This is a genomic window from Mesorhizobium subarcticum, assembly GCF_055456085.1.
On record NZ_CM144237.1, the window covers coordinates 4910072 to 4934043 of the forward strand.

Here is a 23972-nt window from a genome sequence, read left to right on the forward strand (position 1 = left end):
TTTCTGTCCTCGCGGCCTTGCTCAGAGACCCGTCGCGACGTCGATCGACTGACCATCGGCCAGTGTCACAATCGCCTTCTTGACGTCGCTCTGGCGGCCAACCGTGCCACGGAAGCGCTTGATCTTGCCCTTGCGGACAAGCGTGTTCACGGCCATCACCTTGACGCCAAACAGCGCTTCGACGGCAGCCTTGATTTCCGGCTTCGACGCCTTCTTGGCGACGTTGAAGACGACCTGGTTGTTCTCGGAGGCCATGGTCGACTTTTCGGTGATCGCCGGCGAGACGATCACGTCATAATGACGAAGGTCGGTCATTTAAAGCGCTCCTCGAGAGCCTCGACGGCGGCCTTGGAAAGGACCAGCGTGCCGCGGCGCAGAATGTCGTAGACGTTGATGCCCTGGATGGGCAGCACGTCGATGTTTGGAATGTTGGTCGCGGCCAGCTTGAAGTTCTTGTCAAGCTCGGCGCCGCCAATCAACAGGGCGTTGGTCAGGCCCAGCGTCGCGAAATTCGCGATCAGCGCCTTGGTCTTGGCCTCGGTCAGCTTCAGCTCGTCAATGATGATGATCGACGCGCTCTTGGCCTTGGCCGATAGAGCATGCTTGAGGCCAAGCGCACGAACCTTCTTGGGCAGTTCATGCTCGTGGCTGCGAACGACCGGGCCGTGGGCCTTGCCGCCGCCGCGGAACTGCGGAGCGCGTGCCGAATGGTGACGGGCGCGGCCCGTACCCTTCTGCTTGTACATCTTGGCACCGGTGCGCGCGATTTCAGCGCGGCCCTTGGCCTTGTGCGTGCCCTGCTGCTTCTTGGCGAGCTGCCAGCGCACGACGCGCTGCAGAATATCCTCGCGCGGATCAAGGCCGAAAATCTCCTCGGAGAGTTCCACCTTGCCGGCGTCTTTACCGCCGAGCGTTGTGATCTTGAGATCCATTATTCTGCTCCCTCTGCGGCCGGAGCCTCGTTCTTGGCGACGACACGGATCGCGGCGGGCTTCGGCGCGTTGGCCGGCAGTGCCACCTTGGCCGCATCGCGGACCAGGATCCAGGCGCCCTTCGATCCGGGAACCGCACCGCGGATCAGGATCAGGCCGCGATCGGCGTCGGTCGAAACGATCTCGACATTCTGTGTGGTGACGCGTGTGTCGCCCATGTGGCCAGCCATATGCTTGCCCTTGAACACCTTGCCCGGGTCCTGACGCTGGCCGGTCGAACCGTGCGTACGGTGCGAGACCGAGTTACCGTGCGTCGCGCGGCCACCACCCATGTGGTGGCGCTTGATGACGCCCTGGAAACCCTTGCCGATCGTCGTGCCCGTCACATCGACCTTCTGGCCGGCGACGAAGTGCTCGACGGTGATCTCGGCGCCGACGTCGATCATGTTGTCGGCGGAGACGCGGAACTCTGCGACTTTCGCCTTCGGCTCGACGGAAGCGGTCGCGAAATGGCCGCGCAGCGCCTTCGACGTGTTCTTCACCTTGGCGAGGCCAACGCCGAGCTGAACGGCGGTGTAGCCATTCTTCTCCTGCGTGCGCTGCGCCACGACCTGGCAGTTCTCCATCTGGAGAACGGTGACGGGAACATGTTCCCCGGCATCGTTATAGATGCGGGTCATTCCCACCTTCTTTGCAATCACACCTGAACGCATCGGTTCAATTCCTTTAGAGTTCCGGGCCAGGGGCACCGCCCCTTACCGCGCTCTCATTCCCTTAGAGCTTGATCTCGACGTCGACGCCGGCGGCCAAATCGAGCTTCATCAAAGCATCGACGGTCTGCGGGGTCGGATCGACGATGTCGAGCAGACGCTTGTGCGTGCGCATCTCGAACTGCTCGCGGCTCTTCTTGTCGACGTGAGGCGACCGGTTAACCGTGAACTTTTCAATCCGCGTCGGCAGCGGAATGGGGCCGCGGACGTTTGCCCCGGTGCGCTTGGCCGTCGACACGATTTCCTTCGTCGAGGCGTCAAGCACGCGGTGATCAAACGCCTTCAGGCGGATGCGGATATTCTGTCCGTTCATGCGTCAATTCCTTGTTCTGGCGCGGCGCGGGCAACTTCCGCGCCCGCGACAGATCGGTTTAAGTCCAAATTACTCTTTGATGGTGACGACGATGCCGGCACCGACGGTGCGGCCGCCTTCACGGATGGCGAAGCGCAGCTTCTCTTCCATGGCGATCGGCACGATCAGCTCGACATCGACCGTGATGTTGTCGCCAGGCATAACCATCTCGGTGCCTTCCGGCAGCGACACGATGCCGGTCACGTCGGTCGTGCGGAAGTAGAACTGCGGACGGTAGTTGGTGAAGAACGGCGTGTGACGGCCACCTTCGTCCTTGGTCAGGATGTAGGCTTCGGCCACGAACTTCTTGTGCGGCTTCACCGTGCCGGGCTTCGCCAGAACCTGGCCGCGCTCGACACCTTCACGATCAACGCCACGCAGCAGCGCGCCGATGTTGTCGCCAGCCTGGCCCTGATCGAGCAGCTTGCGGAACATTTCAACGCCCGTGCAGGTCGTCTTGGTCGTCGGACGGATGCCGATGATCTCGAGTTCCTCGCCAACCTTGACAATGCCGCGCTCGACGCGGCCGGTGACAACCGTGCCACGGCCCGAGATCGAGAACACGTCTTCGATCGGCATCAGGAACGGCTTGTCGAGCGGACGAACCGGCGTCGGGATGTAGGCATCGACCGCAGCCATCAGCTCGCGGATCGCGTCTTCGCCGATCGTCTTGTTGGAATCTTCAAGAGCAGCCAGCGCCGAACCCTTGACGATCGGAATGTCGTCGCCGGGGAATTCGTTCTTCGACAGAAGCTCGCGAACCTCGAGCTCGACCAGTTCGAGCAGCTCGGCGTCGTCGACCTGGTCGACCTTGTTGAGGAACACCACGATCGACGGCACGCCGACCTGACGGGCAAGCAGGATGTGCTCGCGGGTCTGCGGCATCGGGCCGTCGGCAGCCGAAACGACCAGGATCGCGCCGTCCATCTGCGCGGCACCGGTGATCATGTTCTTCACATAGTCGGCGTGGCCGGGGCAGTCGACGTGGGCGTAGTGGCGGGCAGCCGTCTCGTATTCGACGTGAGCCGTCGAGATGGTGATGCCGCGGGCCTTCTCTTCGGGCGCCGCATCGATCTGGTCGTAGCGCTTGTACTCGCCAAAATACTTCGTGATCGCCGCCGTCAACGACGTCTTGCCGTGATCGACGTGACCAATCGTGCCGATGTTCACATGAGGCTTGTTACGCTCGAATTTACCTTTTGCCATGTGATGTCTCCAATCCTGCTCGCCCGTGCGGGCCTTGAATTAAGTTACTGCTGCAACCCGTCGGGGTTACGCGTATTTCTTCTGGACTTCCTGGGCGACCGCGGTCGGCACAGGCTCATAGTGATCGAACTGCATCGTGTAAGCCGCGCGGCCCTGGCTCATCGAGCGCAGGTTGTCGACGTACTTGAACATGTTGGCGAGCGGCACCATCGCGTTGATGACGACGGCCACGCCGCGCGCTTCCTGGCCCTGGATCTGGCCGCGACGGCCGTTCAGGTCACCGATGACGCTGCCGACATAATCTTCCGGCGTGACGACTTCGACCTTCATGATCGGCTCGAGCAGCTGCACGCCAAGCTTGGGTGCGGCTTCACGGAAGCAAGCGCGGCCGGCGATTTCGAAGGCCAGAACGCTGGAGTCCACATCGTGGTAAGCGCCGTCGATCAGGGTTGCCTTCACGCCGATCATCGGGAAGCCCGCGAACGGACCCGAAGTCATGACACTGTTGATGCCCTTTTCGACACCGGGGATGTATTCCTTCGGCACGGCGCCGCCGACGATCTTGGTCTCGAACTCGAATTCGCTGCTTTCCGGATTCGGCTCGAAGACGATCTTGACGCGAGCGAACTGACCGGTACCGCCGGTCTGCTTCTTGTGCGTGTAGTCCTGCTCGTGCTTGCGGGTGATCGTCTCGCGATAGGCCACCTGCGGCGCGCCGACATTGGCTTCGACCTTGAACTCGCGGCGCATGCGGTCGACGATGATGTCGAGGTGCAACTCGCCCATGCCGGAGATAATGGTCTGGCCGGATTCCTCGTCGGTCTTCACGCGGAAGGACGGATCCTCGGCGGCCAGGCGGTGAAGGGCGAGGCCCATCTTTTCCTGGTCGTTCTTGGTCTTCGGCTCGATCGCGATCTGGATGACCGGATCGGGGAATTCCATGCGCTCGAGGATGACCGGGTGCAGCGGATCGCTCAGCGTGTCGCCGGTGGTCGTGTCCTTGAGACCAGCCAGAGCGACGATGTCGCCGGCAAAAGCCTCTTCGACGTCGGCGCGCGAATTCGCATGCATCTGCAGCATGCGGCCGATGCGCTCTTTCTTGCCCTTGACGGTGTTGTCGACCGAAATGCCCTTGGTCAGCTTGCCCGAGTAGATGCGGGCAAAGGTGAGCGAACCGACGAACGGGTCGTTCATGATCTTGAAGGCGAGCATCGAAAGCGGCTCGTTGTCGTCGGCATGACGCTCGATATCAGCGTCGGTCTTGGCATCGACGCCCTTGATGGCGGGAACATCGGCCGGTGAAGGCAGATATTCGACGACGGCGTCGAGCAACGGCTGCACGCCCTTGTTCTTGAAGGCCGAGCCGCAGAACATCGGGTAGAACTTGACCGCAATGGTGCCCTTGCGGATCAGCGCGCGGATCTCGTCGTTCGACGGCATCTTGCCTTCGAGGTAATTCTCAAGCGCCGTCTCGTCCATTTCGACGGCGGCCTCGATCATCTTCTCGCGGTATTCTTCCGCACGAGCCTGAAGGTCGGCAGGGATCTCGACGACGTCCCAGGCAGCGCCCAGCGTCTCGTCGCGCCAGACCAGCGCGTTCATCTCCACGAGGTCGACAACGCCCTTAAACTCGGTCTCGGCGCCAATCGGCAGCTGCATGACAACGGCATGCGCGCCAAGGCGCGAACCGATCATCTCGACCGAGCGGTAGAAGTCGGCACCGATCTTGTCCATCTTGTTGCAGAAGATCATGCGCGGGACGCGGTACTTGTCAGCCTGGCGCCAGACGGTTTCCGTCTGCGGCTCGACACCGGCATTGGCATCCAGCAGCGCGATAGCGCCGTCGAGCACACGCAGCGAACGCTCGACTTCGATGGTGAAGTCGACGTGTCCGGGGGTGTCGATGATGTTGAAGCGGTACATCTTGCCGCTGCGACCCTTCCAGAAGGTCGTGGTGGCAGCGGACGTGATGGTGATGCCGCGCTCCTGCTCCTGCTCCATCCAGTCCATGGTGGCAGCGCCGTCGTGCACTTCGCCGATCTTGTGCGACTTGCCCGTGTAATAGAGGACGCGCTCGGTGGTCGTCGTCTTGCCGGCGTCAATATGCGCCATGATACCGAAATTGCGGTAGTCTTCGATTTTGTATTCGCGGGCCATCGTAGCTGCCTCTCAGTCTCGTTCGCGCTTTACCAGCGGTAGTGCGCGAAAGCGCGGTTGGCTTCAGCCATCTTGTGGGTGTCTTCACGCTTCTTGACGGCCGTGCCGCGGTTGTTGGCCGCATCCATCAGCTCGCCGGAGAGGCGGTCGACCATGGTGGTCTCGTTGCGGTTGCGGGCGGCAGCGATCAGCCAGCGAATGGCCAATGCCTGACGACGCTCGGGGCGCACATCGACCGGAACCTGATAGGTGGCGCCGCCGACACGACGCGAACGCACTTCCACATGCGGCGCGACATTGTCGAGCGCCTGATGGAAGACGGTGACCGGCTCCTGCTTGGTCTTGGATTGAACCTGGTCGAGCGCGCCGTAGACGATGGTCTCGGCAACCGACTTCTTGCCGTCATACATGACGGCGTTCATGAACTTGGTGACGATCAGATCGCCGAACTTCGGGTCCGGATTGATCTCACGCTTTTCTGCACTGTGACGACGCGACATGGCTTTTGTCTCTCAATCTCATAGCCCGACGCATTCAAGCGCCAGGGCCGGAAAATCTTACTTCGGACGCTTGGCGCCGTACTTCGAACGGCGCTGCTTGCGGTTCTTCACGCCCTGCGTGTCGAGCACGCCGCGGATGATGTGGTAGCGAACGCCCGGAAGATCCTTGACGCGGCCGCCGCGGATCATGACCACGGAGTGTTCCTGAAGGTTGTGACCTTCGCCGGGGATGTACCCGATCACTTCAAAACCATTGGTCAGGCGGATCTTGGCAACCTTGCGCAGCGCCGAGTTCGGCTTCTTCGGCGTCGTTGTATAGACGCGCGTGCAGACGCCCCGCTTCTGCGGGTTCTGCTGCATGGCCGGGACCTTGTTGCGCTTCACCGGCGCAATGCGCGGCTTGCGGATCAGCTGGTTGACGGTAGGCATTAAACCCTCTTGTCTCTCAATTCCGTGTCTCGCCCGGTCAGGGCCGCTCAAAGCGTCATTTCCATACGCAAATTCGGGCCATAAACCGCGCCTCGCGGTCTTGCCCGAACAAATGGCAGAGGAAGCGGAACCCGCTTCGTGCACGCCGGAAATGTCTTTTCGCTCGTAAAACGAACCCTGTTTGAGGCAAACTCCAAAGCGTGTCGCTTCGGAAGGGAGAGCCTCACATCGGTTCTGACTGGGCGGCTTCTACTCGTAAGCCCGCGAACCGTCAACCCCGCAGTGCCAAATATTGCATTGAAGCCGGGGCTTGGCAGCCATGCGAAAACCGCATGTAATTTTCTTTCGCCATTTTGCAATCAGGAAGAAGAAAGTGACCAGCTTTCGACTGTTGCAAAGCCATGCTTCATGCGAAAAGTCCGCATGAACAGCCCAAATCCCCTCATTCGGAGGAATTGACCCGTGAACGACAATGAGGAACGCCCGGTCACCATCGTCACCGGCCGGGTGTGGAAGAAGAAGGGCGGCAAGCCGGAAGGCGTGCATGTGATGCTGGTTGCGCCCGATGACGATTCGGCGGTTCGCCGCGTGCTCGAATCGCTCGCCGCGGAGGGCTACGCCGAGGCCGAACTCGACCAGATCGGCGACATGGAAGGCGTACCGGATGACGAGCCGCATCTGTCGGCTTTCCAGGGCGCGCTCGAAGGCGAAGTCTCGATCGTCACCTTCGACGTACCGATCTGAAACCAAGGCACAGATGATGGCAGGATCGAGAATGGTTGAACCTGCATCCCGGGCCTGGGCCGACAAGGCGGTCGCCGCGATCGAGGCCGACCAGCACCGCTCCGCGGACACGCATCTTTGGAAGCTTGATCTGCCGGCGCTGATGAGAATCGACTTCTATCTCAAGGATGAGTCCACCCATCCTACCGGCAGCCTGAAGCACCGGCTGGCGCGTTCGCTGTTTCTCTATGCGCTGTGCAATGGCCTGGTCCGCGAAGGCACGCCAGTGGTCGAAGCCTCATCAGGCTCAACAGCGGTATCCGAAGCGTATTTCGCCCGCATGATCGGCGTGCCTTTCTATGCAGTGATGCCCCGATCGACGTCGCGCGAAAAGATCGCCGCGATCGAGCATTATGGCGGCAACTGCCATTTCATCGATGACGGCAGGCGCATCTATGCCGAGTTGGCCGAACTCACCGAACGGCTCGGCGGCCATTTCATGGACCAGTTCACCCATGCCGAACGCGCCACCGACTGGCGGGGCAACAACAACATTGCTGATTCCATCTTCGGACAGATGCGCGAGGAGCGGCATCCCATCCCAAGCTGGATCGTGATGAGCGCCGGCACGGGCGGCACGTCAGCCACGATTGGCCGATACCTGCGCTACAAGCGGCACGCCACGCGGCTGTCGGTTGCGGACGTAGAGCGCTCCGCCTTCTTCGAAGGCTTTGCCACGCACGATCGCGATTGTCGCTGCGAACAACCGTCGCGGATCGAGGGCATTGGCCGACCGCGCATGGAGCCGTCCTTCGTGCCGGGCGTGATCGATCACATGCTGCGGGTGCCGGATGCCGTATCGCTGGCCGCGATGCGGGTTTTGTCGCGCCGGCTCGGCCGCCGTGTCGGCGGCTCGACCGGCACCAACTTCATCGCCATGTGCTTTCAGGCCGCACGCATGGTCGAGCATGGCAAAACCGGTTCGCTGGTTACGCTGATCTGCGATTCCGGTGACCGCTATGCCAACACCTACTATTCGGATGAATGGCTGACAGCCAACGGCCTCGACCCCTCGCCTTTCGAACCGGCGATCGAGGCCTTTCTGGCGGGCGGAAAGCTCGCACTGCAATTCGAGGAGAGCTGGGGCTGAGCTTTCGGCTCCCACGCCGCGGCTTCGGCTTGCCCGAGACAAGTCTTCTGCTAGAAACGCTCACCATCATCAAACAGACGGAGCGGCCGTGTCCGAGCCCATCAAGATAGGCCCCATCAAGATAGGTATTGTCGGCGTCGGCAAGATCGTCCGCGACCAGCACCTGCCGGCCCTGGCGAAAGACCAGGACTATCTCCTGGTCGCGGCCGCCAGCCGGCACGGCAAGGTCGACAATATTCCGAATTTCCCGACTATCGAGGCGATGCTCGACGCGGTGCCGGAACTCGACGCCGTTTCGCTCTGCATGCCGCCGCAGTTCCGCTACGATGCGGCGCGCACGGCGCTGATCGCAAAAAAGCATGTCTTCCTGGAGAAGCCGCCCGGCGCCACGGTCAGCGAGGTCGAGGACCTGAAGAGACTGGCGACGGCCAGTGGCGTCTCGCTGTTCGCCAGCTGGCATTCGCGCTACGCGCCGGCTGTGGAGGCCGCGCGCAACTTCCTCGCATCGACCCGAATCCGGTCAGCTGCGATTGTCTGGAAAGAGGACGTACGCCGCTGGCATCCGAACCAGGACTGGATCTGGGCACCTGGCGGCTTCGGTGTCTTCGATCCCGGCATCAACGCGCTGTCGATTGCGACCCACATCCTGCCGGCGATGTTTATCACCGCCGCCGTGCTCGATTTTCCGGAAAATCGCGCCGCCCCGGTCTCAGCGCAGGTCACCTTCCGCACGTCGAACGGATTGCCGGTGACAATGGACCTCGACTGGCTGCAGACCGGCCCGCAAAGCTGGGACATCCTTGCCGACACGGATGCCGGCAAGATGGTGCTGTCGGGCGGTGGTTCGAAGCTCGCGGTCGACGGCCGGGTCGTGCACGAGGAGCCGGAGGCGGAATACCCGATGCTTTACAAGCGTTTCGCCGAGATCGTGCGCGCCGGTGCCTCAGATGTCGATCTCGCGCCGCTGCAGCATGTCGCCGACGCCTTCATGCTCGGCAAACGTAATGTGGTCGAGGCGTTTTTCGACTGAGTTGTGCACGCGACGAGATCGAGAACCTGGCGAGATCGAGAACCTGGCTTGAATGCATGCTCGCGCTAGGTTGACTCCCACTCCGGCTCGGCTACGCCGAGCCACCTCTCCTCCGATCGACGGGGTCGAGGAAGGGCGCCTATTGCAGCGGGTATCACTCGACGATCGCAATCGCAAAGCCGTCATAGCCCTTGGCGCCGACTGTCTGAATGGCGGTGCCGTCCAGGCGCTTGTCGCCACCGACGAACGAGAACGCTGCCCGAGCGCCCACGACGTTGGCGTCATGGCCATCCCCGTCGAGCACTGCGCCATCGCGGATGACATTGTCGCAGATGATCACTGTTCCCGGCCGCGAAAGCCGCATCGCCCATGACAGATAATTCGGGTTGTTCGGCTTGTCGGCGTCGATGAAGATGAGATCGAACGGCCCGACATTCTCAGCGCTTAAAGCAGCGAGCGATTGAAGGGCCGGACCGACCCGCAGGTCCACGCGCTCCGACACGCCTGCCCGTTCGAAATTCGACTGCGCGACGCTGGCGTGGTGCGGATCGAGTTCAAGCGTCACGATCTTGCCGTCCATCGGCAACGCTCGCGCCATCCAGATCGTGGAATAGCCGCCCAGCGTGCCTATTTCGAGAACCTTCTTCGCTCCCTGAATGCGCGCCAGAAGCGAAAGCAGCTTGCCCTGCGCCGGCGAGACGTCGATCGGCGGCAAACCTTGGTCACGGTTAGCGGCCAGAACGGCATCGAGGGCGGGATCCGCCTCGAACAGGGCATCAACGATGTAGTCGTCGACAGCAGCCCAGGTCTTCTTGCTCATCGTTCTCTTCTCCGATCGAGAGCCGAAACGCGAATGAGTAGGAACGCGTGGACCTCTCTCCGCCATAGATACCAACTTCGCCATGCCCAGGAAAACAAAAAGGCCGCCGGGTTGCCCCGACGGCCCTGTTGCCTGAGTTTTGGGCCGCCGCGCTTACTGCGCGGCGGTTGTCATGTCGGCCAGCATCGGCTCGGCAACTTCCACACCGGAGGCCTTGCGGCGCTCGTCGATGATCAGTTCGTCGCGCGAGGTGGCGATGCGCCGGATCTGGCTCATCGTGCCGCCCGTACCGGCCGGGATCAGCCGGCCGACAATGACGTTTTCCTTCAAGCCCTGCAGCATGTCGGTCTTGCCGGCAACCGCGGCTTCCGTCAGCACCCTGGTCGTCTCCTGGAAGGAGGCGGCCGAGATGAAGGACGGCGTCTGCAGCGAGGCCTTGGTGATGCCCAGCAGCACCGGCTGGCCTTCGGCCGGCTTCTTGCCGTCCTCGACCAGGCGCTCGTTGACCTCTTCCAGCTCGATCACGTCGACGTGGTCGCCCGGAATGTAGGTCGAGTCGCCCTGCACCGTGATCTCGACTTTCTGCAGCATCTGGCGAACGATCACCTCGATGTGCTTGTCGTTGATCGACACGCCCTGCAGGCGGTAGACTTCCTGGATTTCGTTGACGAGGTAGGAAGCAAGTGCCTCCACGCCCTTGATCGCCAGGATGTCGTGCGGCGCCGGATTGCCGTCGAGGATGTAGTCGCCCTTCTCGATGACGTCGCCGTCCTGGAGATGGAACGGCTTGCCCTTCGGGATCAGGTATTCGACCGGCTCAAGCGTCGAGTTCATGCGGCTCGATGATGATGCGGCGCTTGTTCTTGTAGTCGCGGCCGAAGCGGATCGTGCCATCGATCTCGGCGATGATGGCGTGATCCTTCGGACGACGTGCCTCGAACAGTTCGGCAACACGCGGCAGACCGCCGGTGATGTCCTTGGTCTTGGCGCTTTCCATCGGGATACGCGCCAGCACGTCGCCGGGACGAACCTGCGAACCCGGCTCGACCGAGAGAATGGCCTCGACCGAGAGCAGGAAGCGGGCGTCGCCGCCCTTCGACAGCTTGCCGACCTTGCCCTTGGCGTCCTGAATGGCGATTGCCGGCTTCAGGTCGTTGCCGCGCGGCGTCGACCGCCAGTCGATGACCTCACGCTTGGTGATGCCGGTCGACTCGTCGGCCGTTTCCTGAACGGAAATGCCATCGACCAGATCCTCGTACGACACCCTGCCCTCGATTTCGGTGAGGACCGGACGGGTATAGGGATCCCACTCGGCGATACGCTGGCCGCGCTTCACCTTGTCACCATCGTCCACGAAGATGCGCGAACCATAGGTGAGGCGGTGCGAGGCACGCTCCTTGCCGGCTTCATCGAGGATCAGCACCGCCATGTTGCGGCCCATGACCATCTGCTGGCCGTCAGAGTTGCGCACCACGTTGCGGTTGCGGATCTCGACCTTGCCCTCATAGGAGGCTTCAAGGAACGAAGAGTCCACCACCTGCGCGGTACCGCCCATGTGGAAGGTACGCATGGTGAGCTGGGTACCCGGCTCGCCGATCGACTGCGCCGCGATGACGCCGACCGCTTCACCCTGGTTGACCGGGGTACCGCGAGCCAGATCGCGTCCGTAGCAGACCGCGCAGACGCCGATCCTGACCTCGCAGGTCAGTGCCGAGCGAATGCGGACCGACTGCACGCCGGCCTTTTCGATCTTCTCCACGTCACGCTCGTCCATCAGCGTTCCGGCCTTGACCAGAACATCGCCCGACACCGGATGGGTGATGTCGTCGAGCGAGGTACGGCCCAGCACGCGCTGGCCGACCGAAGCAACGACCTGACCGGCATCGACGATCGGCTGCATGGTGAGGCCCTTGTCGGTGCCGCAATCCACGGAGTTGACGATGCAGTCCTGCGCCACGTCGACCAGACGACGGGTGAGGTAGCCCGAGTTCGCCGTCTTCAAGGCGGTGTCGGCCAGACCCTTGCGGGCGCCGTGGGTCGAGTTGAAGTACTCGAGCACGGTCAGGCCTTCCTTGAAGTTCGAGATGATCGGCGTCTCAATGATTTCACCCGACGGCTTGGCCATCAGGCCGCGCATGCCGGCAAGCTGGCGCATCTGGGTGGGCGAGCCACGCGCACCGGAGTGCGACATCATGTAGATCGAGTTCATCGGCTTCTGACGGCCATTGTCCTCGAACTCGACCGCCTTGATGCGGGCCATCATTTCGTCGGCGACCTTTTCCGAGCACTTGGCCCAGGCGTCGACGACCTTATTGTACTTCTCGCCCTGCGTGATCAGGCCGTCATTGTACTGCTGCTCGTATTCCTTGGCCAAAGCCTCGGTGTCCGACACCAGCTTGATCTTGCTGTCGGGGATCAGCATGTCGTCCTTGCCGAACGAAATGCCGGCACGGCAGGCATGGCTGAAGCCGAGAGCCATGATGCGATCGCAGAAAATGACCGTCTCCTTCTGACCGCAATGGCGGTAGACGGTGTCGATCATCTTGGAGATGTTCTTCTTGGTCATCTCCTGGTTAGCGGTCTCGTAAGGCACGTTGACGTTCTTCGGCAGAAGTTCGCCGATGATCATGCGGCCAGGCGTGGTGTCATGGATCTTCGACACGACCTTGCCTTCGGCATCGACCGTGCGGAAGCGGCCCCTGATCTTGGAATGCAGCGTCACCGCCTTGGTCTCGAGCGCATGCTGGAGTTCGCCCATGTCGGCAAACACCATGCCTTCGCCCGGCTCGTTCTGGTTGACGATCGAGAGATAGTAGAGACCGAGAACCATGTCCTGCGACGGCACGATGATCGGCGCGCCGGAAGCCGGGTGCAGGATGTTGTTGGTCGACATCATCAGCACGCGGGCTTCAAGCTGTGCTTCCAGCGACAGCGGCACGTGAACCGCCATCTGGTCACCGTCGAAGTCGGCGTTGAAGGCCGTGCAGACCAGCGGATGCAGCTGGATCGCCTTGCCTTCGATCAGGATCGGCTCGAACGCCTGGATGCCCAAGCGGTGCAGCGTCGGCGCGCGGTTCAGCAGAACCGGGTGCTCACGGATAACCTCGTCGAGGATATCCCAGACTTCCGGACGCTCCTTCTCGACCAGCTTCTTGGCCTGCTTGACGGTCGAGGAGTAACCCTTGGCGTCGAGGCGGGCGTAGATGAAGGGCTTGAACAGTTCGAGCGCCATCTTCTTCGGCAGGCCGCACTGGTGCAGCTTGAGCTCCGGACCGGTGACGATGACCGAACGGCCGGAATAGTCGACGCGCTTGCCGAGCAGGTTCTGACGGAACCGGCCCTGTTTGCCCTTCAGCATGTCGGACAGCGACTTCAGCGGGCGCTTGTTGGCGCCGGTGATGACGCGGCCGCGACGGCCGTTGTCGAACAGCGCATCGACGGCTTCCTGCAGCATGCGCTTTTCATTGCGCACGATGATGCCGGGAGCGCGCAGCTCGATCAGCCGCTTCAGACGGTTGTTGCGGTTGATGACCCGACGATAGAGGTCGTTCAGGTCGGACGTGGCGAAACGTCCACCATCCAGGGGAACCAGCGGGCGCAGGTCCGGCGGTATTACCGGAACCACCTTCATGATCATCCATTCCGGACGGTTGCCGGATTCCATGAAGTTCTCGACGACCTTGAGCCGCTTGAGATACTTCTTCTGCTTCAGTTCGGACGTGGTCGAAGCCAGTTCCGAACGCAGGTCGCCCGCGATCTTCTCCAGGTCCATGCCGGCCAGAAGGTCATGAATTGCCTCGGCGCCGATCATGGCGGTGAACGAATCCTCGCCATACTCGTCGACGGCGATCATGTACTCTTCCTCGCTGAGCAGCTGGTGCTCCTTCAGCGCGGTGAGGCCAGGCTCGGTGACGATGTAGTTCTCGAAGTAGAGGACGCGCTCGATGTCCTTCAGGGTCATGTCGAGCAGCGTGCCGATGCGCGACGGCAGCGACTTCAGGAACCAGATGTGGGCGACGGGTGCCGCGAGCTCGATATGGCCCATGCGCTCGCGACGGACGCGCGACAGCGTGACTTCGACGCCGCACTTTTCGCAGATGACGCCCTTGTACTTCATGCGCTTGTACTTGCCGCACAGGCACTCATAGTCCTTGATCGGGCCGAAAATGCGCGCGCAGAACAGACCGTCACGCTCCGGCTTGAAGGTGCGGTAGTTGATGGTCTCCGGCTTCTTGATCTCGCCGAACGACCAGGACAGAATCTTCTCAGGGCTGGCCAGTGAGATCCGGATGGAATCGAACACCTGCGCAGGCGCCTGCGGATTGAAGAGATTCATGACCTCTTGGTTCATGCCGTTCTCCTTTTCGGGGTCCTCGAAAACCCCTTGCATCTAGCGCGGGCCAAACGCCCGCCGTCTTGTGTCGGCCACTGGCCGTCGAATTTAGTTGGCGCGCCGCAGCTTGTGCGGCGCGCCGTAGCCTTACTCAGCTGCGTCGGGCAGCCGGACAGGGTTGTCGTCGAGCTTGGTGTTCTCCAGCTCGACATTGAGGCCGAGAGACCGCATTTCCTTGACGAGAACGTTGAAGCTCTCGGGGATGCCGGCCTCGAAGGTGTCGTCGCCGCGCACGATCGCCTCGTAGACCTTGGTGCGGCCGGCGACGTCGTCCGACTTCACCGTCAGCATCTCCTGCAGCGTGTAGGCGGCGCCATAGGCTTCCAGCGCCCAGACCTCCATCTCGCCGAAGCGCTGGCCACCGAACTGCGCCTTGCCGCCCAGCGGCTGCTGGGTAACGAGCGAGTACGGGCCGATCGAACGCGCGTGGATCTTGTCGTCCACCAGGTGGTGAAGCTTGAGCATATAGATATACCCCATCGTCACCTTGCGATCGAACGGTTCGCCCGTGCGTCCGTCATAGAGCTGCGACTGACCTGATGTGTGCAGGCCCGCCTGCTCCAGCATGATGTTGATGTCAGCTTCATGCGCGCCGTCGAACACCGGGGTCGCGATCGAGACGCCGCGGCGCATCTGCTCGCTGAGGCGAACAATGCTCTCGTCGTCATATTCGCGGACCGGCTCGTTGCGATCGTTGGCCGGAATGAAGCTCTCGAGCGTCTTGCGCAGCGGCTTGATGTCACCCGCCACCTTATACGCGTCGATCAGATCGCCGATCTTCTTGCCCATGCCAGCGCATGCCCAGCCCAGATGCGTTTCCAGGATCTGGCCGACATTCATGCGGCTCGGCACACCCAGCGGGTTGAGCACGATATCGGCATGCGTGCCGTCCTCGAGGAAAGGCATGTCTTCGACCGGAACGATGCGCGACACGACACCCTTGTTGCCGTGACGGCCGGCCATCTTGTCGCCCGGCTGCATCTTGCGCTTCACGGCCACGAAGACCTTGACCATCTTCATGACGCCCGGAGGCATTTCGTCGCCGCGCTGCACCTTCTCGACCTTGTCCATGAAGCGCTGTTCAAGCGCCTTCTTGAAGTCGTCGTACTGACCACGCAGGGCTTCCAGTTCGCTCTGGAGCTTTTCGTTCTCCACGGCAAACTGCCACCACTGCGAACGCGGATACTCGTCGAGCGTATCCTTGGACAGCGTCGAGCCCTTCTTGAAGCCCTTCGGTCCAGCGATCGCTTCCTTGCCGACGAGCACGTCGGAAAGGCGCGCGTAGACGTTACGGTCCAGGATGGCCTGCTCGTCGTCGCGGTCCTTGGCGAGGCGTTCGATCTCCTCGCGCTCGATCGCCATGGCGCGCTCGTCCTTCTCCACACCGTGGCGATTGAACACGCGCACCTCGACGACGGTGCCGAAGGTGCCCGGAGGCATGCGCATCGAGGTGTCGCGCACGTCCGAAGCCTTTTCGCCGAAGATGGCGCGAAGAAGCTTTTCTTCCGGCGTCATCGGGCTTTCGCCCTTCGGCGTGATCTTGCCGACCAGGATGTCGCCCGGCTGAACTTCCGCACCGATATAGACGATGCCGGCTTCGTCGAGGTTCTTCAGCGCTTCTTCCGAGACGTTGGGAATATCACGCGTGATTTCCTCCGGTCCAAGCTTGGTATCGCGCGCCATGACCTCGAACTCCTCGATATGGATCGAGGTGAAGACGTCGTCGGCCACGATGCGCTCGGAGAGCAGGATCGAGTCCTCGTAGTTGTAGCCGTTCCAAGGCATGAACGCGACCAGCACGTTGCGGCCGAGCGCCAGATCACCGAGCTCGGTCGACGGACCATCGGCAATGATGTCGCCCTTGTTGACCCGGTCACCCATACGCACCAGCGGACGCTGGTTGATGCAGGTGTTCTGGTTCGAACGCTGGAACTTCATCAGCCGGTAGATGTCGACGCCGGACTTGCCCGGATCGAGATCTTCCGTCGCGCGGATAACGATACGCGTCGCGTCCACCTGGTCGACGATGCCGCCACGACGGGCGCCGATGGCGGCGCCCGAGTCACGGGCAACGATCGGCTCCATGCCGGTGCCGACGAACGGCGCCTCGGCGCGTACCAGCGGCACGGCCTGACGCTGCATGTTCGAGCCCATCAGCGCGCGGTTGGCGTCGTCGTTCTCGAGGAACGGGATCAGGGCCGCGGCCACCGACACCATCTGCTTGGGCGACACGTCCATCAGGTCGACGTTTTCACGCGGCGCCATCATCACTTCGCCGGCGCTGCGGCAAATGACGAACTCGTCGACGAAGCCGCCATTCTTGTCGAGCTCGGCGTTAGCCTGCGCGACATGGTGCTTGGCTTCTTCCATCGCCGAGAGATAGACGACGTCATTGGTCAGCTTGCCGTCGACGATCTTGCGGTACGGGCTCTCGATGAAGCCGTACTTGTTGACGCGTGCGAAGGTGGCCAGCGAGTTGATCAGACCGATATTCGGGCCTTCCGGCGTCTCGATCGGGCAGATACGGCCATAATGCGTCGGATGCACGTCGCGCACTTCGAAGCCGGCGCGCTCGCGGGTCAGACCGCCCGGTCCAAGTGCCGACAGGCGACGCTTGTGGGTGATCTCCGACAGCGGGTTGGTCTGGTCCATGAACTGCGACAGCTGCGAGGAACCGAAGAACTCGCGCACGGCGGCAGCCGCCGGCTTGGCGTTGATCAGGTCCTGCGGCATGACCGTGTCGATCTCGATCGAGGACATACGCTCCTTGATCGCGCGCTCCATGCGCAACAGGCCGACGCGGTACTGGTTTTCCATCAGCTCGCCGACCGAACGCACGCGGCGGTTGCCGAGATTGTCGATGTCGTCAATCTCGCCCTTGCCGTCGCGCAGTTCGACCAGCGTCTTGACCACGGCCAGGATGTCGTCCTTGCGCAGCACGCGCACGGTGTCCTCGGCCTTGAGTTCGAGGCGCATGTTCATCTTGACGCGGCCAACGGCCGACAGATCGTAGCGCTCGCTGTCGAAAAACAGCGAGTTGAACATGGCTTCGGCGGTCTCGAGCGTCGGCGGCTCGCCGGGGCGCATGACACGATAGATGTCGAACAGCGCGTCCTGGCGGCTCTCGTTCTTGTCGACGTTGAGCGTGTTTCTGATATAGGCGCCGACATTGACGTGGTCGATGTCGAGAACCTTGATCTCGTTCTCGCCAGTGCCAAGCAGCACTTTCAGCGTCTTTTCGTCGATCTCGTCGCCGGCTTCGAGGAAGATCTCGCCGGTGGCGTAGTTGACGATGTCCTCGGCGAGGTAATTGCCGAGCAGATCCTCGTCGGTCGCCTTGATCGCCTTGAGACCCTTTTCGCCAAGCGCCCTGGCCTGGCGGGCGGTGATCTTCTTGCCTTGCTCGACAACGATCTCGCCCGTATCGGCGTCGACCAGATCACCGACGGCCTTGAGGCCTCGGAAACGCTCGACGTTGAACGGGATGCGCCAGTGGTCGCCGGCACGCTTGTAGGTGATCTTGTTGTAGAAGGTCGACAGGATCTCTTCGCCGTCCATGCCGAGCGCCATCAGCAGCGAGGTCGCCGGAATCTTGCGGCGACGGTCGATGCGGGCATGCACGACGTCCTTGGAATCGAACTCGATATCGAGCCACGAACCACGATAAGGGATGACGCGCGCGGCAAACAAAAGCTTGCCCGACGAATGCGACTTGCCCTTGTCATGGTCAAAGAAGACGCCCGGCGAGCGGTGCATCTGCGAGACGATGACGCGCTCGGTGCCGTTGACGATAAAGGTGCCATTCAAGGTCATGAGCGGCATGTCGCCCATGTAGACGTCCTGCTCCTTGATGTCCTTGATCGACTTGGCGCCGGTATCTTCGTCGATATCGAACACGATAAGGCGCAGCGTCACCTTCAGCGGCGCGGCATAGGTCAGGTCGCGCTGACGGCATTCGTCAACGTCGAATTTCGGTCCTTCGAACTCGTACTTCACGAACTCCAGCATGGAGGAGCCGGAAAAGTCCTGAATCGGGAAGACCGACTTGAAAACGGCCTGGAGTCCCTCGTCCGGACGCCCACCCTTGGGCTCCGCCACCATCAGGAACTGGTCATAGGATGCCTTCTGAACCTCGATTAGGTTCGGCATCTCCGCAACTTCCGGAATCTTTCCGAAGAATTTGCGTACGCGTCTGCGGCCATTGAAAGTCTGGGTCTGGGCCATCGTCGCTCCTTAGCTCTAAACTCGGGACGAACCTCGCCGCGGCTCGCCTTGCATACCGAGCCGCCTGGGCGGCGGCCCTCTGTCTGTTCTCCGGCAGCCCCAACCAATTGCTTGGCGGCGACCGGCTAAAACGGTAGAAAACCCGTTTCCTGAAGGCCGTCCACGGCCCTCAGGAAAGAGGTTTTCGAACATCTCGCGCTACGCGTCCTCCCATCGCATGAAGGGAGTGGCGGACGGCGCGAGGCCGCCCGCCGCTTTTACGCTTACTTCAGGTCGACCTTGGCGCCGGCTGCTTCCAGCTGGGCCTTGAACTTGTCAGCGTCGGCCTTGGAAACGCCTTCCTTGACCGGCTTCGGAGCCGCTTCGACCAGGTCCTTGGCTTCCTTGAGGCCAAGACCGGTGATGGCGCGGACTTCCTTGATGACGTTGATCTTCTGAGCGCCAGCTTCGGTGAGGACGACGTCGAATTCCGTCTTTTCCTCAACCGGAGCTGCGGCAGCAGCGCCACCGCCAGCAGCGGCAACAGCCACCGGAGCAGCAGCCGAAACGCCCCACTTTTCTTCCAGAAGCTTCGACAGCTCGGCCGCCTCGAGGACGGTCAGCTTCGAAAGGTCGTCTACGATCTTTGCGAGATCAGCCATTGTTGTATTCCTTCATAAGGTTCGAACGTGTGTTTGTGATAGCGAGGAACGGCCTCATGCCGCCTCGTCCTTCCGGGCGTAAGCGCCGATGACGCGCGCGACCGAAGCCGCTGGCGCATTGACGATCTGGGCGATCCGGGTTGCCGGCGTGGCGATCATGCCAACCAGCCTGGCGCGCAGCTCATTGAGCGACGGAAGTGTGGCGAGTGCCTTCACACCGTCGGCATTGAGCGAGGTTGTGCCCATTGCACCGCCGAGAATGATCAACTTGTCATTCCCCTTGGCGAAATCGGACGCGACCTTCGGCGCCGCAATCGGATCCTCCGAATAAGCAATCAGCGTCTGTCCCTTGAACAGGTCGATGATCGATGCGGAGTCCGTGCCCTGAAGAGCGATTTTGGCGAGACGGTTCTTCGCGACTTTAACGGTGCCACCGGCAGCGCGCATTTTCGACCGAAGGTCGTTCATTTGCGCGACGGTGATACCGGCATAGTGGGCCACTACGACTGAACCTGCGCCCGAAAACGCATCATTCAGGCCCGTGACGAGTTCGCGTTTTTCCGCTCTGTCCACTGCCTATCTCCAGTTGACCCCTATCCTGTTAATGGGAACATCCCATTCGCGAGGACAGGCGTCGGGTTGCCTTTTGCCGGTCGGGCCATCCAGTAACGGATCTCCCGAACGACGCTCGAGGATCCTGCCCCCTTTCGCCACACCACCGGCCAGGCCGACGATGCGCAGACAAAAGGCAAACACGGTTCGAACCTTTCATTGGAGCTTGTCGCTCCGTTGTCCGGTTTTCACCCGTCTCATGCAGGCCCAATTGAATTAAGGCTTCTGGGCCGCCTGCAATCTCGGACAGGATGTCCGGAAGCCTCTCGGCTTCCGGTACCGGGCCACCAACAAGTTGTAGGCCCGGAATTCAGTTGCGGATCAGCCGTTTAGCGGCCAATCCAATATGTTCGCATCAGGACGCGGTGAGCGTCGAGACGTCGAGCTTGAGGCCCGGGCCCATCGTCGAGGTGACCGACACCTTCTTGACGTAGTTGCCCTTGGCGCCAGCCGGCTTTGCCTTGGTCACCGCATCGGTGAAGGCGCGGATATTCTCTTCCAGTGCCTTGACGTCGAACGAGACCTTGCCGACGCCGGCATGAACGATGCCGGCCTTCTCGACGCGGAATTCGACAGCGCCGCCCTTCGATGCCTTGACGGCAGCGGCGACGTCGGTGGTGACGGTGCCGACCTTCGGGTTCGGCATCATGCCGCGCGGGCCGAGCACCTTGCCGAGACGGCCGACCAGCGGCATCATGTCCGGCGTGGCGATGCAGCGATCGAAATCGATCGTGCCCTTCTGGACGATCTCGACCAGATCCTCGGCACCAACGATGTCGGCACCGGCGGCCTTGGCCTCTTCCGCCTTGTCGCCACGGGCGAACACGGCAACGCGAACCGAGCGGCCAGTGCCGTTCGGCAGGTTGACCACGCCGCGGACCATCTGGTCGGCATGGCGCGGGTCGACGCCGAGGTTCATCGCCACTTCGACGGTCTCGTCGAACTTGACCGAGGAACGGTCCTTGAGAAGCTTCAACGCATCGCCCAAGGCATAAGCCTTGTTGGGATCAATGCCTTCGCGGGTCTTCGATACACGCTTTGCAATCTTTGCCATGATCTCAGCCCACCACTTCCAGACCCATCGAGCGGGCGGAGCCCTCGACCATGCGCATGGCCGCCTCGACGTCGTTTGCGTTCAGATCCTTCATCTTGGCAGTGGCGATCTCGCGAACCTTGTCGCGCGAAACGGTGCCAGCCTTGACCTTGCCCGGCTCCTTCGAACCTGACGTGAGGTTCGCCGCCTTCTTCAGGAAGTAGCTCACCGGTGCCGTCTTCATGACGAAGGTGAAGGACTTGTCCTGATAATAGGTGATGACGACCGGAACCGGCGATCCCTTTTCCATTTCCTGGGTCTGCGCGTTGAACGCCTTGCAGAATTCCATGATGTTGATGCCACGCTGACCAAGCGCCGGGCCGATCGGGGGAGACGGCGTAGCCGATCCCGCTTTCACCTGGAGCTTGAGCTGGCCTGCAATTTTCTTAGCCATCTCTTTTCCTGCCTTTGTCTATGCCGGCCCCAACCATCTGGGAAACACCGGCGGTTGCAGTCTGGTGGTTCGATCCATGCAGCCGGCTAAAGCCGCACTCGTCTCCCACCGTTCTCGAGGCTGCACGTTTCCGCGCCGCCTCCCCTGATCGCCGAACCGGCGCCAGGAGTTTCGGATCAGCCTTTTTCGACCTGTCCGAATTCCAGATCGACAGGCACGGCGCGCCCGAAGATCGACACTTCCACCTTGAGCCGCGCCCGCTCCTCGTCCACTTCCTGGACGAAGCCATTGAACGACGCGAAGGGACCATCCGAAACGCGGATCGCCTCGCCGATCTCGAAGGTGACGGAAGGCTTCGGCCGCTCGACACCTTCCTGCACCTGGTTCAGGATGCGCTGCGCTTCCGCCTCGGTGATCGGCACCGGCTTGGAGTCTCCGAGAAAACCGGTGACCTTCGGCGTGTTCTTGACCAGCGAGAACACCGCGTCGGTCAGGTTGGCCTTCAAGAGCACGTAGCCCGGGAAGAATTTGCGCTCGGCATCGACCTTGCGGCCGCGACGAACCTCGACGACCTTCTCGGTCGGCACCACGATCTGCTCGATATCGGCGGACAGGCCCTTTTGCTTGGCCTTGTTGACGATGTCTTCAGCGACCTTCTTTTCAAAATTCGAATAAGCGTGGACGATGTACCAGCGCGCAGTCATTTTTCGACTTCTCCGTAATCGCCGGACTTAGCGTCCAATTCCCAGAAGCTGTTCGACAGCGAGGCCCATCAGCTGATCGGCGCTGAAGAAAAAGATCATCGCGATCACAGCAAAGGCCAGAACCATGATCGTCGAGATCATCGTCTCGCGACGCGACGGCCAAGTCACCTTGGCTGTCTCCGCGCGGACCTGCTGGAGAAAGACGAAAGGATTTGTGGTTTTCGAAGCCATATGCCGCCTGTCTTCAAGACCCGTTGGCCGGGCCCCCTGGATGATCCCGCTGACCGGGACGTGCCGCCTGAGCCAACCTCGCGCCGAATCAGCGCAATCGTTTCGCCCATGCAAATCAGACGCGTAAAGCCGGCTTCCCAGCTCCACGCGTCGCGTGTCTGTTCTGTCTACATAAAACCAATTCTTGATCCACGCAAGTGGCAAGTGCCCGCTTTATGACCAAACACCGCCTCGGAACCATCCAGTCGTTCCGTCCCGGCTATGGCGCCCTTATGCCTCAACTGGCCTAATATGGCAAGCGGGTCACCAATTTTCAAAGGTCAACCCGCAAAAATCTCGTTTTGATGGCCATTTCGGGAAATGGCACGGGCAGCAGGGCTCGAACCTACGACCTGCGGTTTTGGAGACCGCCGCTCTACCAACTGAGCTATGCCCGTATCGCGCGCCTCGGCGCAGCAGGGGCTTCCTAAAAGCTTCCGCGCTCTGTGTAAAGAGTGGTTTGCACGCAAACGCGCCTTCATTCCCTTCGCCAGAAATCGGGATAGGTGACGACCAGCCCGTCAGCGTCGATCTCGAGTTCCCGCCTGAAGTCGCTGGCACGCGATTCATAGAGATATCGCCGGCCGTCCTCGAGGCAGGTGTAGCGTTGCGGGTTGGCGACGACCGTGAGCGCCGGGAGTCTCATGAAGGCGGTGATGATGTCAGCGCTCTGTCCGGAGGAAAGCCGCAAGCGCCGGATCGGCAGCGTGTTGGTGAACGGCATGACGGTGAGATCAGGGTCGAGCACACCATCAAGCTCGGGCACGGCCAAGCCGTCCCGGATCCAGCGGCCTTCACCATCGGAGACAAGGACAAGGGTCTGACCAGAGCCGATCATGTCGACCATGACACTCCTGGCGCGCCAGTTCGCGTCGCATTCTATGCGATAGCGAACGGCAAACGGCGTTTGGCCGGAGCAAATGACGACGGAGTCGGCCAGAACCTCCCCTGCCCGCTCGCGCAGTTCAAGATGCTCGATGCCGGGGCCGTCCCATTCGCGCCAGCGCACGATCTTCATATCTTCCGGCATCAATCCTGCACTCCGGGGCGGCAAGGAAGCTACTTTGTTTCCAGCGGCGTATACGGGCCGCCAGGCACGCCCCAGCCCCAGGCCGGCATCGGCTCGGTTTCCGGATCGCAGGTCTCACCAAGATTCGAGTTCATCTTGGCCAGCCGCGATCCCCATTCGACATAGCCCATGAAAGCAGAACGGAATTCAGGATCGTCGGGCAGACCGACGGCATCGGCGGCGTCGGCAAGGAGATTGATCCAGCGGCGGCGCTGTTCTTCGGTGAGATGCTTGCCCAGATGATGCATGACCATCTCGCGGTGGCCGCCAAATTTTTCGCTGTAGGTTTTAGGCCCACCAAACACCTCGCCGATGAAGGCCGCGACATGGGCGGGGTGATCCGGCGACATCGCCTTGAACACCGGCCCGACGATCGGGTCCTGCGCCACCTTGTCATAGAAGGTCTGTGTCAGCCGGTTCAGGGCGTCGCCGCCGCCCGCCCATTCATAGAGTGTCGGAACATCCTTGCGCATGGCGGTCACCTGTCCTCGATTGCCACAGAC

The 23972-nt window shown here is 61.6% G+C and carries 21 protein-coding genes, 1 tRNA gene and 1 pseudogene; 3 read left to right on the top strand and 20 right to left on the bottom strand.

Going from position 1 to position 23972, the window contains the following annotated elements:
* Positions 1 to 21 precede the first annotated feature (21 nt).
* From ACZYHG_RS23885 to rpsL, 8 genes are all read right to left on the bottom strand, one after another.
* Positions 22 to 315: a 50S ribosomal protein L23 gene (locus tag ACZYHG_RS23885; protein ID WP_027028839.1), complete on the bottom strand. Its 294-nt coding sequence runs from the start codon at positions 313 to 315 to the stop codon at positions 22 to 24.
* Positions 312 to 932, bottom strand: coding sequence for a 50S ribosomal protein L4 (gene rplD / locus ACZYHG_RS23890; RefSeq protein WP_027057017.1), 621 nt, complete (start codon positions 930 to 932; stop codon positions 312 to 314). The genes ACZYHG_RS23885 and rplD overlap by 4 nt, the downstream gene beginning before the upstream one ends.
* Positions 932 to 1645, bottom strand: coding sequence for a 50S ribosomal protein L3 (gene rplC, locus ACZYHG_RS23895; RefSeq protein WP_027057018.1), 714 nt, complete (start codon positions 1643 to 1645; stop codon positions 932 to 934). Before rplC ends, rplD begins: the two co-directional genes overlap by 1 nt.
* Before the next feature lie 61 nt (positions 1646 to 1706).
* The gene (gene rpsJ, locus ACZYHG_RS23900; RefSeq protein WP_010909272.1) at positions 1707 to 2015 is read right to left on the bottom strand and encodes a 30S ribosomal protein S10; all 309 of its coding nucleotides are present in this window, start codon (positions 2013 to 2015) and stop codon (positions 1707 to 1709) included.
* Between the two features lie 69 nt (positions 2016 to 2084).
* Positions 2085 to 3260 carry an elongation factor Tu gene (gene tuf, locus ACZYHG_RS23905; protein WP_023723394.1) on the bottom strand — a complete coding sequence of 392 codons (1176 nt, stop codon included), beginning with the start codon at positions 3258 to 3260 and terminating at the stop codon, positions 2085 to 2087.
* A 66-nt stretch (positions 3261 to 3326) separates the two neighbouring features.
* Positions 3327 to 5417 carry an elongation factor G gene (gene fusA / locus ACZYHG_RS23910; RefSeq protein ID WP_464610642.1) on the bottom strand — a complete coding sequence of 697 codons (2091 nt, stop codon included), beginning with the start codon at positions 5415 to 5417 and terminating at the stop codon, positions 3327 to 3329.
* Between the two features lie 29 nt (positions 5418 to 5446).
* Positions 5447 to 5917, bottom strand: coding sequence for a 30S ribosomal protein S7 (gene rpsG, locus ACZYHG_RS23915; RefSeq protein ID WP_008875664.1), 471 nt, complete (start codon positions 5915 to 5917; stop codon positions 5447 to 5449).
* Between the two features lie 57 nt (positions 5918 to 5974).
* Positions 5975 to 6346 carry a 30S ribosomal protein S12 gene (rpsL, locus tag ACZYHG_RS23920; protein WP_006333356.1) on the bottom strand — a complete coding sequence of 124 codons (372 nt, stop codon included), beginning with the start codon at positions 6344 to 6346 and terminating at the stop codon, positions 5975 to 5977.
* A gap of 462 nt (positions 6347 to 6808) precedes the next feature.
* Between rpsL and ACZYHG_RS23925 the strand changes: the two genes are divergently transcribed.
* The 3 genes from ACZYHG_RS23925 (at position 6809) to ACZYHG_RS23935 (ending at position 9249) form a co-directional block, all read left to right on the top strand.
* On the top strand, positions 6809 to 7090 hold the full coding sequence (locus ACZYHG_RS23925) for a hypothetical protein (protein ID WP_027028835.1): 282 nt from the start codon (positions 6809 to 6811) through the stop codon (positions 7088 to 7090).
* Positions 7091 to 7121: 31 nt separating this feature from the next.
* Positions 7122 to 8219, top strand: coding sequence for a PLP-dependent cysteine synthase family protein (locus tag ACZYHG_RS23930; protein ID WP_464610643.1), 1098 nt, complete (start codon positions 7122 to 7124; stop codon positions 8217 to 8219).
* Positions 8220 to 8325: 106 nt separating this feature from the next.
* On the top strand, positions 8326 to 9249 hold the full coding sequence (locus ACZYHG_RS23935; RefSeq protein ID WP_464614774.1) for a Gfo/Idh/MocA family protein: 924 nt from the start codon (positions 8326 to 8328) through the stop codon (positions 9247 to 9249).
* Between the two features lie 154 nt (positions 9250 to 9403).
* Here the strand turns inward: ACZYHG_RS23935 and ACZYHG_RS23940 are convergent, their stop codons facing one another.
* The 12 genes and pseudogenes from ACZYHG_RS23940 to ACZYHG_RS23995 all read right to left on the bottom strand — a co-directional run bounded on the left by ACZYHG_RS23940 (position 9404) and on the right by ACZYHG_RS23995 (position 23942).
* Positions 9404 to 10069: an O-methyltransferase gene (locus tag ACZYHG_RS23940; protein WP_464610644.1), complete on the bottom strand. Its 666-nt coding sequence runs from the start codon at positions 10067 to 10069 to the stop codon at positions 9404 to 9406.
* A gap of 153 nt (positions 10070 to 10222) precedes the next feature.
* Positions 10223 to 14420: pseudogene (rpoC, locus tag ACZYHG_RS23945) on the bottom strand (DNA-directed RNA polymerase subunit beta').
* 129 nt (positions 14421 to 14549) lie between these two features.
* A complete protein-coding gene (rpoB, locus tag ACZYHG_RS23950) occupies positions 14550 to 18686 on the bottom strand; it encodes a DNA-directed RNA polymerase subunit beta (protein ID WP_464610645.1) in 4137 nt (1378 codons plus the stop codon).
* Between the two features lie 263 nt (positions 18687 to 18949).
* Positions 18950 to 19327, bottom strand: a complete 378-nt coding sequence (gene rplL, locus ACZYHG_RS23955; RefSeq protein ID WP_023762907.1) for a 50S ribosomal protein L7/L12 — start codon at positions 19325 to 19327, stop codon at positions 18950 to 18952.
* 54 nt (positions 19328 to 19381) lie between these two features.
* Positions 19382 to 19900, bottom strand: coding sequence for a 50S ribosomal protein L10 (rplJ, locus tag ACZYHG_RS23960; protein WP_027028828.1), 519 nt, complete (start codon positions 19898 to 19900; stop codon positions 19382 to 19384).
* A gap of 394 nt (positions 19901 to 20294) precedes the next feature.
* The gene (gene rplA, locus ACZYHG_RS23965; RefSeq protein ID WP_464610646.1) at positions 20295 to 20993 is read right to left on the bottom strand and encodes a 50S ribosomal protein L1; all 699 of its coding nucleotides are present in this window, start codon (positions 20991 to 20993) and stop codon (positions 20295 to 20297) included.
* 4 nt (positions 20994 to 20997) lie between these two features.
* Positions 20998 to 21426: a 50S ribosomal protein L11 gene (gene rplK / locus ACZYHG_RS23970; protein ID WP_013531410.1), complete on the bottom strand. Its 429-nt coding sequence runs from the start codon at positions 21424 to 21426 to the stop codon at positions 20998 to 21000.
* Between the two features lie 176 nt (positions 21427 to 21602).
* Positions 21603 to 22130 carry a transcription termination/antitermination protein NusG gene (gene nusG, locus ACZYHG_RS23975; protein WP_027028826.1) on the bottom strand — a complete coding sequence of 176 codons (528 nt, stop codon included), beginning with the start codon at positions 22128 to 22130 and terminating at the stop codon, positions 21603 to 21605.
* Between the two features lie 27 nt (positions 22131 to 22157).
* Positions 22158 to 22361 carry a preprotein translocase subunit SecE gene (gene secE, locus ACZYHG_RS23980; protein WP_027028825.1) on the bottom strand — a complete coding sequence of 68 codons (204 nt, stop codon included), beginning with the start codon at positions 22359 to 22361 and terminating at the stop codon, positions 22158 to 22160.
* 361 nt (positions 22362 to 22722) lie between these two features.
* A tRNA-Trp gene (locus ACZYHG_RS23985) sits at positions 22723 to 22798 on the bottom strand.
* 80 nt (positions 22799 to 22878) lie between these two features.
* Positions 22879 to 23430: a putative glycolipid-binding domain-containing protein gene (locus ACZYHG_RS23990; protein ID WP_464610647.1), complete on the bottom strand. Its 552-nt coding sequence runs from the start codon at positions 23428 to 23430 to the stop codon at positions 22879 to 22881.
* 29 nt (positions 23431 to 23459) lie between these two features.
* Positions 23460 to 23942, bottom strand: coding sequence for a group II truncated hemoglobin (locus ACZYHG_RS23995; RefSeq protein ID WP_464610648.1), 483 nt, complete (start codon positions 23940 to 23942; stop codon positions 23460 to 23462).
* Positions 23943 to 23972: the final 30 nt, after the last annotated feature.

Excerpts from the sequence above, each read along its gene's own strand:
- rpsL (WP_006333356.1), bottom strand. The coding sequence starts at position 6,346 with ATGCCTACCGTCAACCAGCTGATCCGCAAGCCGCGCATTGCGCCGGTG.
- rplK (WP_013531410.1), bottom strand. The coding sequence starts at position 21,426 with ATGGCTAAGAAAATTGCAGGCCAGCTCAAGCTCCAGGTGAAAGCGGGA.
- ACZYHG_RS23885 (WP_027028839.1), bottom strand. The coding sequence starts at position 315 with ATGACCGACCTTCGTCATTATGACGTGATCGTCTCGCCGGCGATCACC.
- secE (WP_027028825.1), bottom strand. The coding sequence starts at position 22,361 with ATGGCTTCGAAAACCACAAATCCTTTCGTCTTTCTCCAGCAGGTCCGC.
- rplL (WP_023762907.1), bottom strand. The coding sequence starts at position 19,327 with ATGGCTGATCTCGCAAAGATCGTAGACGACCTTTCGAAGCTGACCGTC.
- rplC (WP_027057018.1), bottom strand. The coding sequence starts at position 1,645 with ATGCGTTCAGGTGTGATTGCAAAGAAGGTGGGAATGACCCGCATCTAT.
- rpoB (WP_464610645.1), bottom strand. The coding sequence starts at position 18,686 with ATGGCCCAGACCCAGACTTTCAATGGCCGCAGACGCGTACGCAAATTC.
- ACZYHG_RS23990 (WP_464610647.1), bottom strand. The coding sequence starts at position 23,430 with ATGCCGGAAGATATGAAGATCGTGCGCTGGCGCGAATGGGACGGCCCC.
- nusG (WP_027028826.1), bottom strand. The coding sequence starts at position 22,130 with ATGACTGCGCGCTGGTACATCGTCCACGCTTATTCGAATTTTGAAAAG.
- fusA (WP_464610642.1), bottom strand. The coding sequence starts at position 5,417 with ATGGCCCGCGAATACAAAATCGAAGACTACCGCAATTTCGGTATCATG.
- ACZYHG_RS23995 (WP_464610648.1), bottom strand. The coding sequence starts at position 23,942 with ATGCGCAAGGATGTTCCGACACTCTATGAATGGGCGGGCGGCGGCGAC.
- rplD (WP_027057017.1), bottom strand. The coding sequence starts at position 932 with ATGGATCTCAAGATCACAACGCTCGGCGGTAAAGACGCCGGCAAGGTG.
- ACZYHG_RS23940 (WP_464610644.1), bottom strand. The coding sequence starts at position 10,069 with ATGAGCAAGAAGACCTGGGCTGCTGTCGACGACTACATCGTTGATGCC.
- rplA (WP_464610646.1), bottom strand. The coding sequence starts at position 20,993 with ATGGCAAAGATTGCAAAGCGTGTATCGAAGACCCGCGAAGGCATTGAT.
- ACZYHG_RS23930 (WP_464610643.1), top strand. The coding sequence starts at position 7,122 with ATGGTTGAACCTGCATCCCGGGCCTGGGCCGACAAGGCGGTCGCCGCG.
- rpsG (WP_008875664.1), bottom strand. The coding sequence starts at position 5,917 with ATGTCGCGTCGTCACAGTGCAGAAAAGCGTGAGATCAATCCGGACCCG.
- rpsJ (WP_010909272.1), bottom strand. The coding sequence starts at position 2,015 with ATGAACGGACAGAATATCCGCATCCGCCTGAAGGCGTTTGATCACCGC.
- tuf (WP_023723394.1), bottom strand. The coding sequence starts at position 3,260 with ATGGCAAAAGGTAAATTCGAGCGTAACAAGCCTCATGTGAACATCGGC.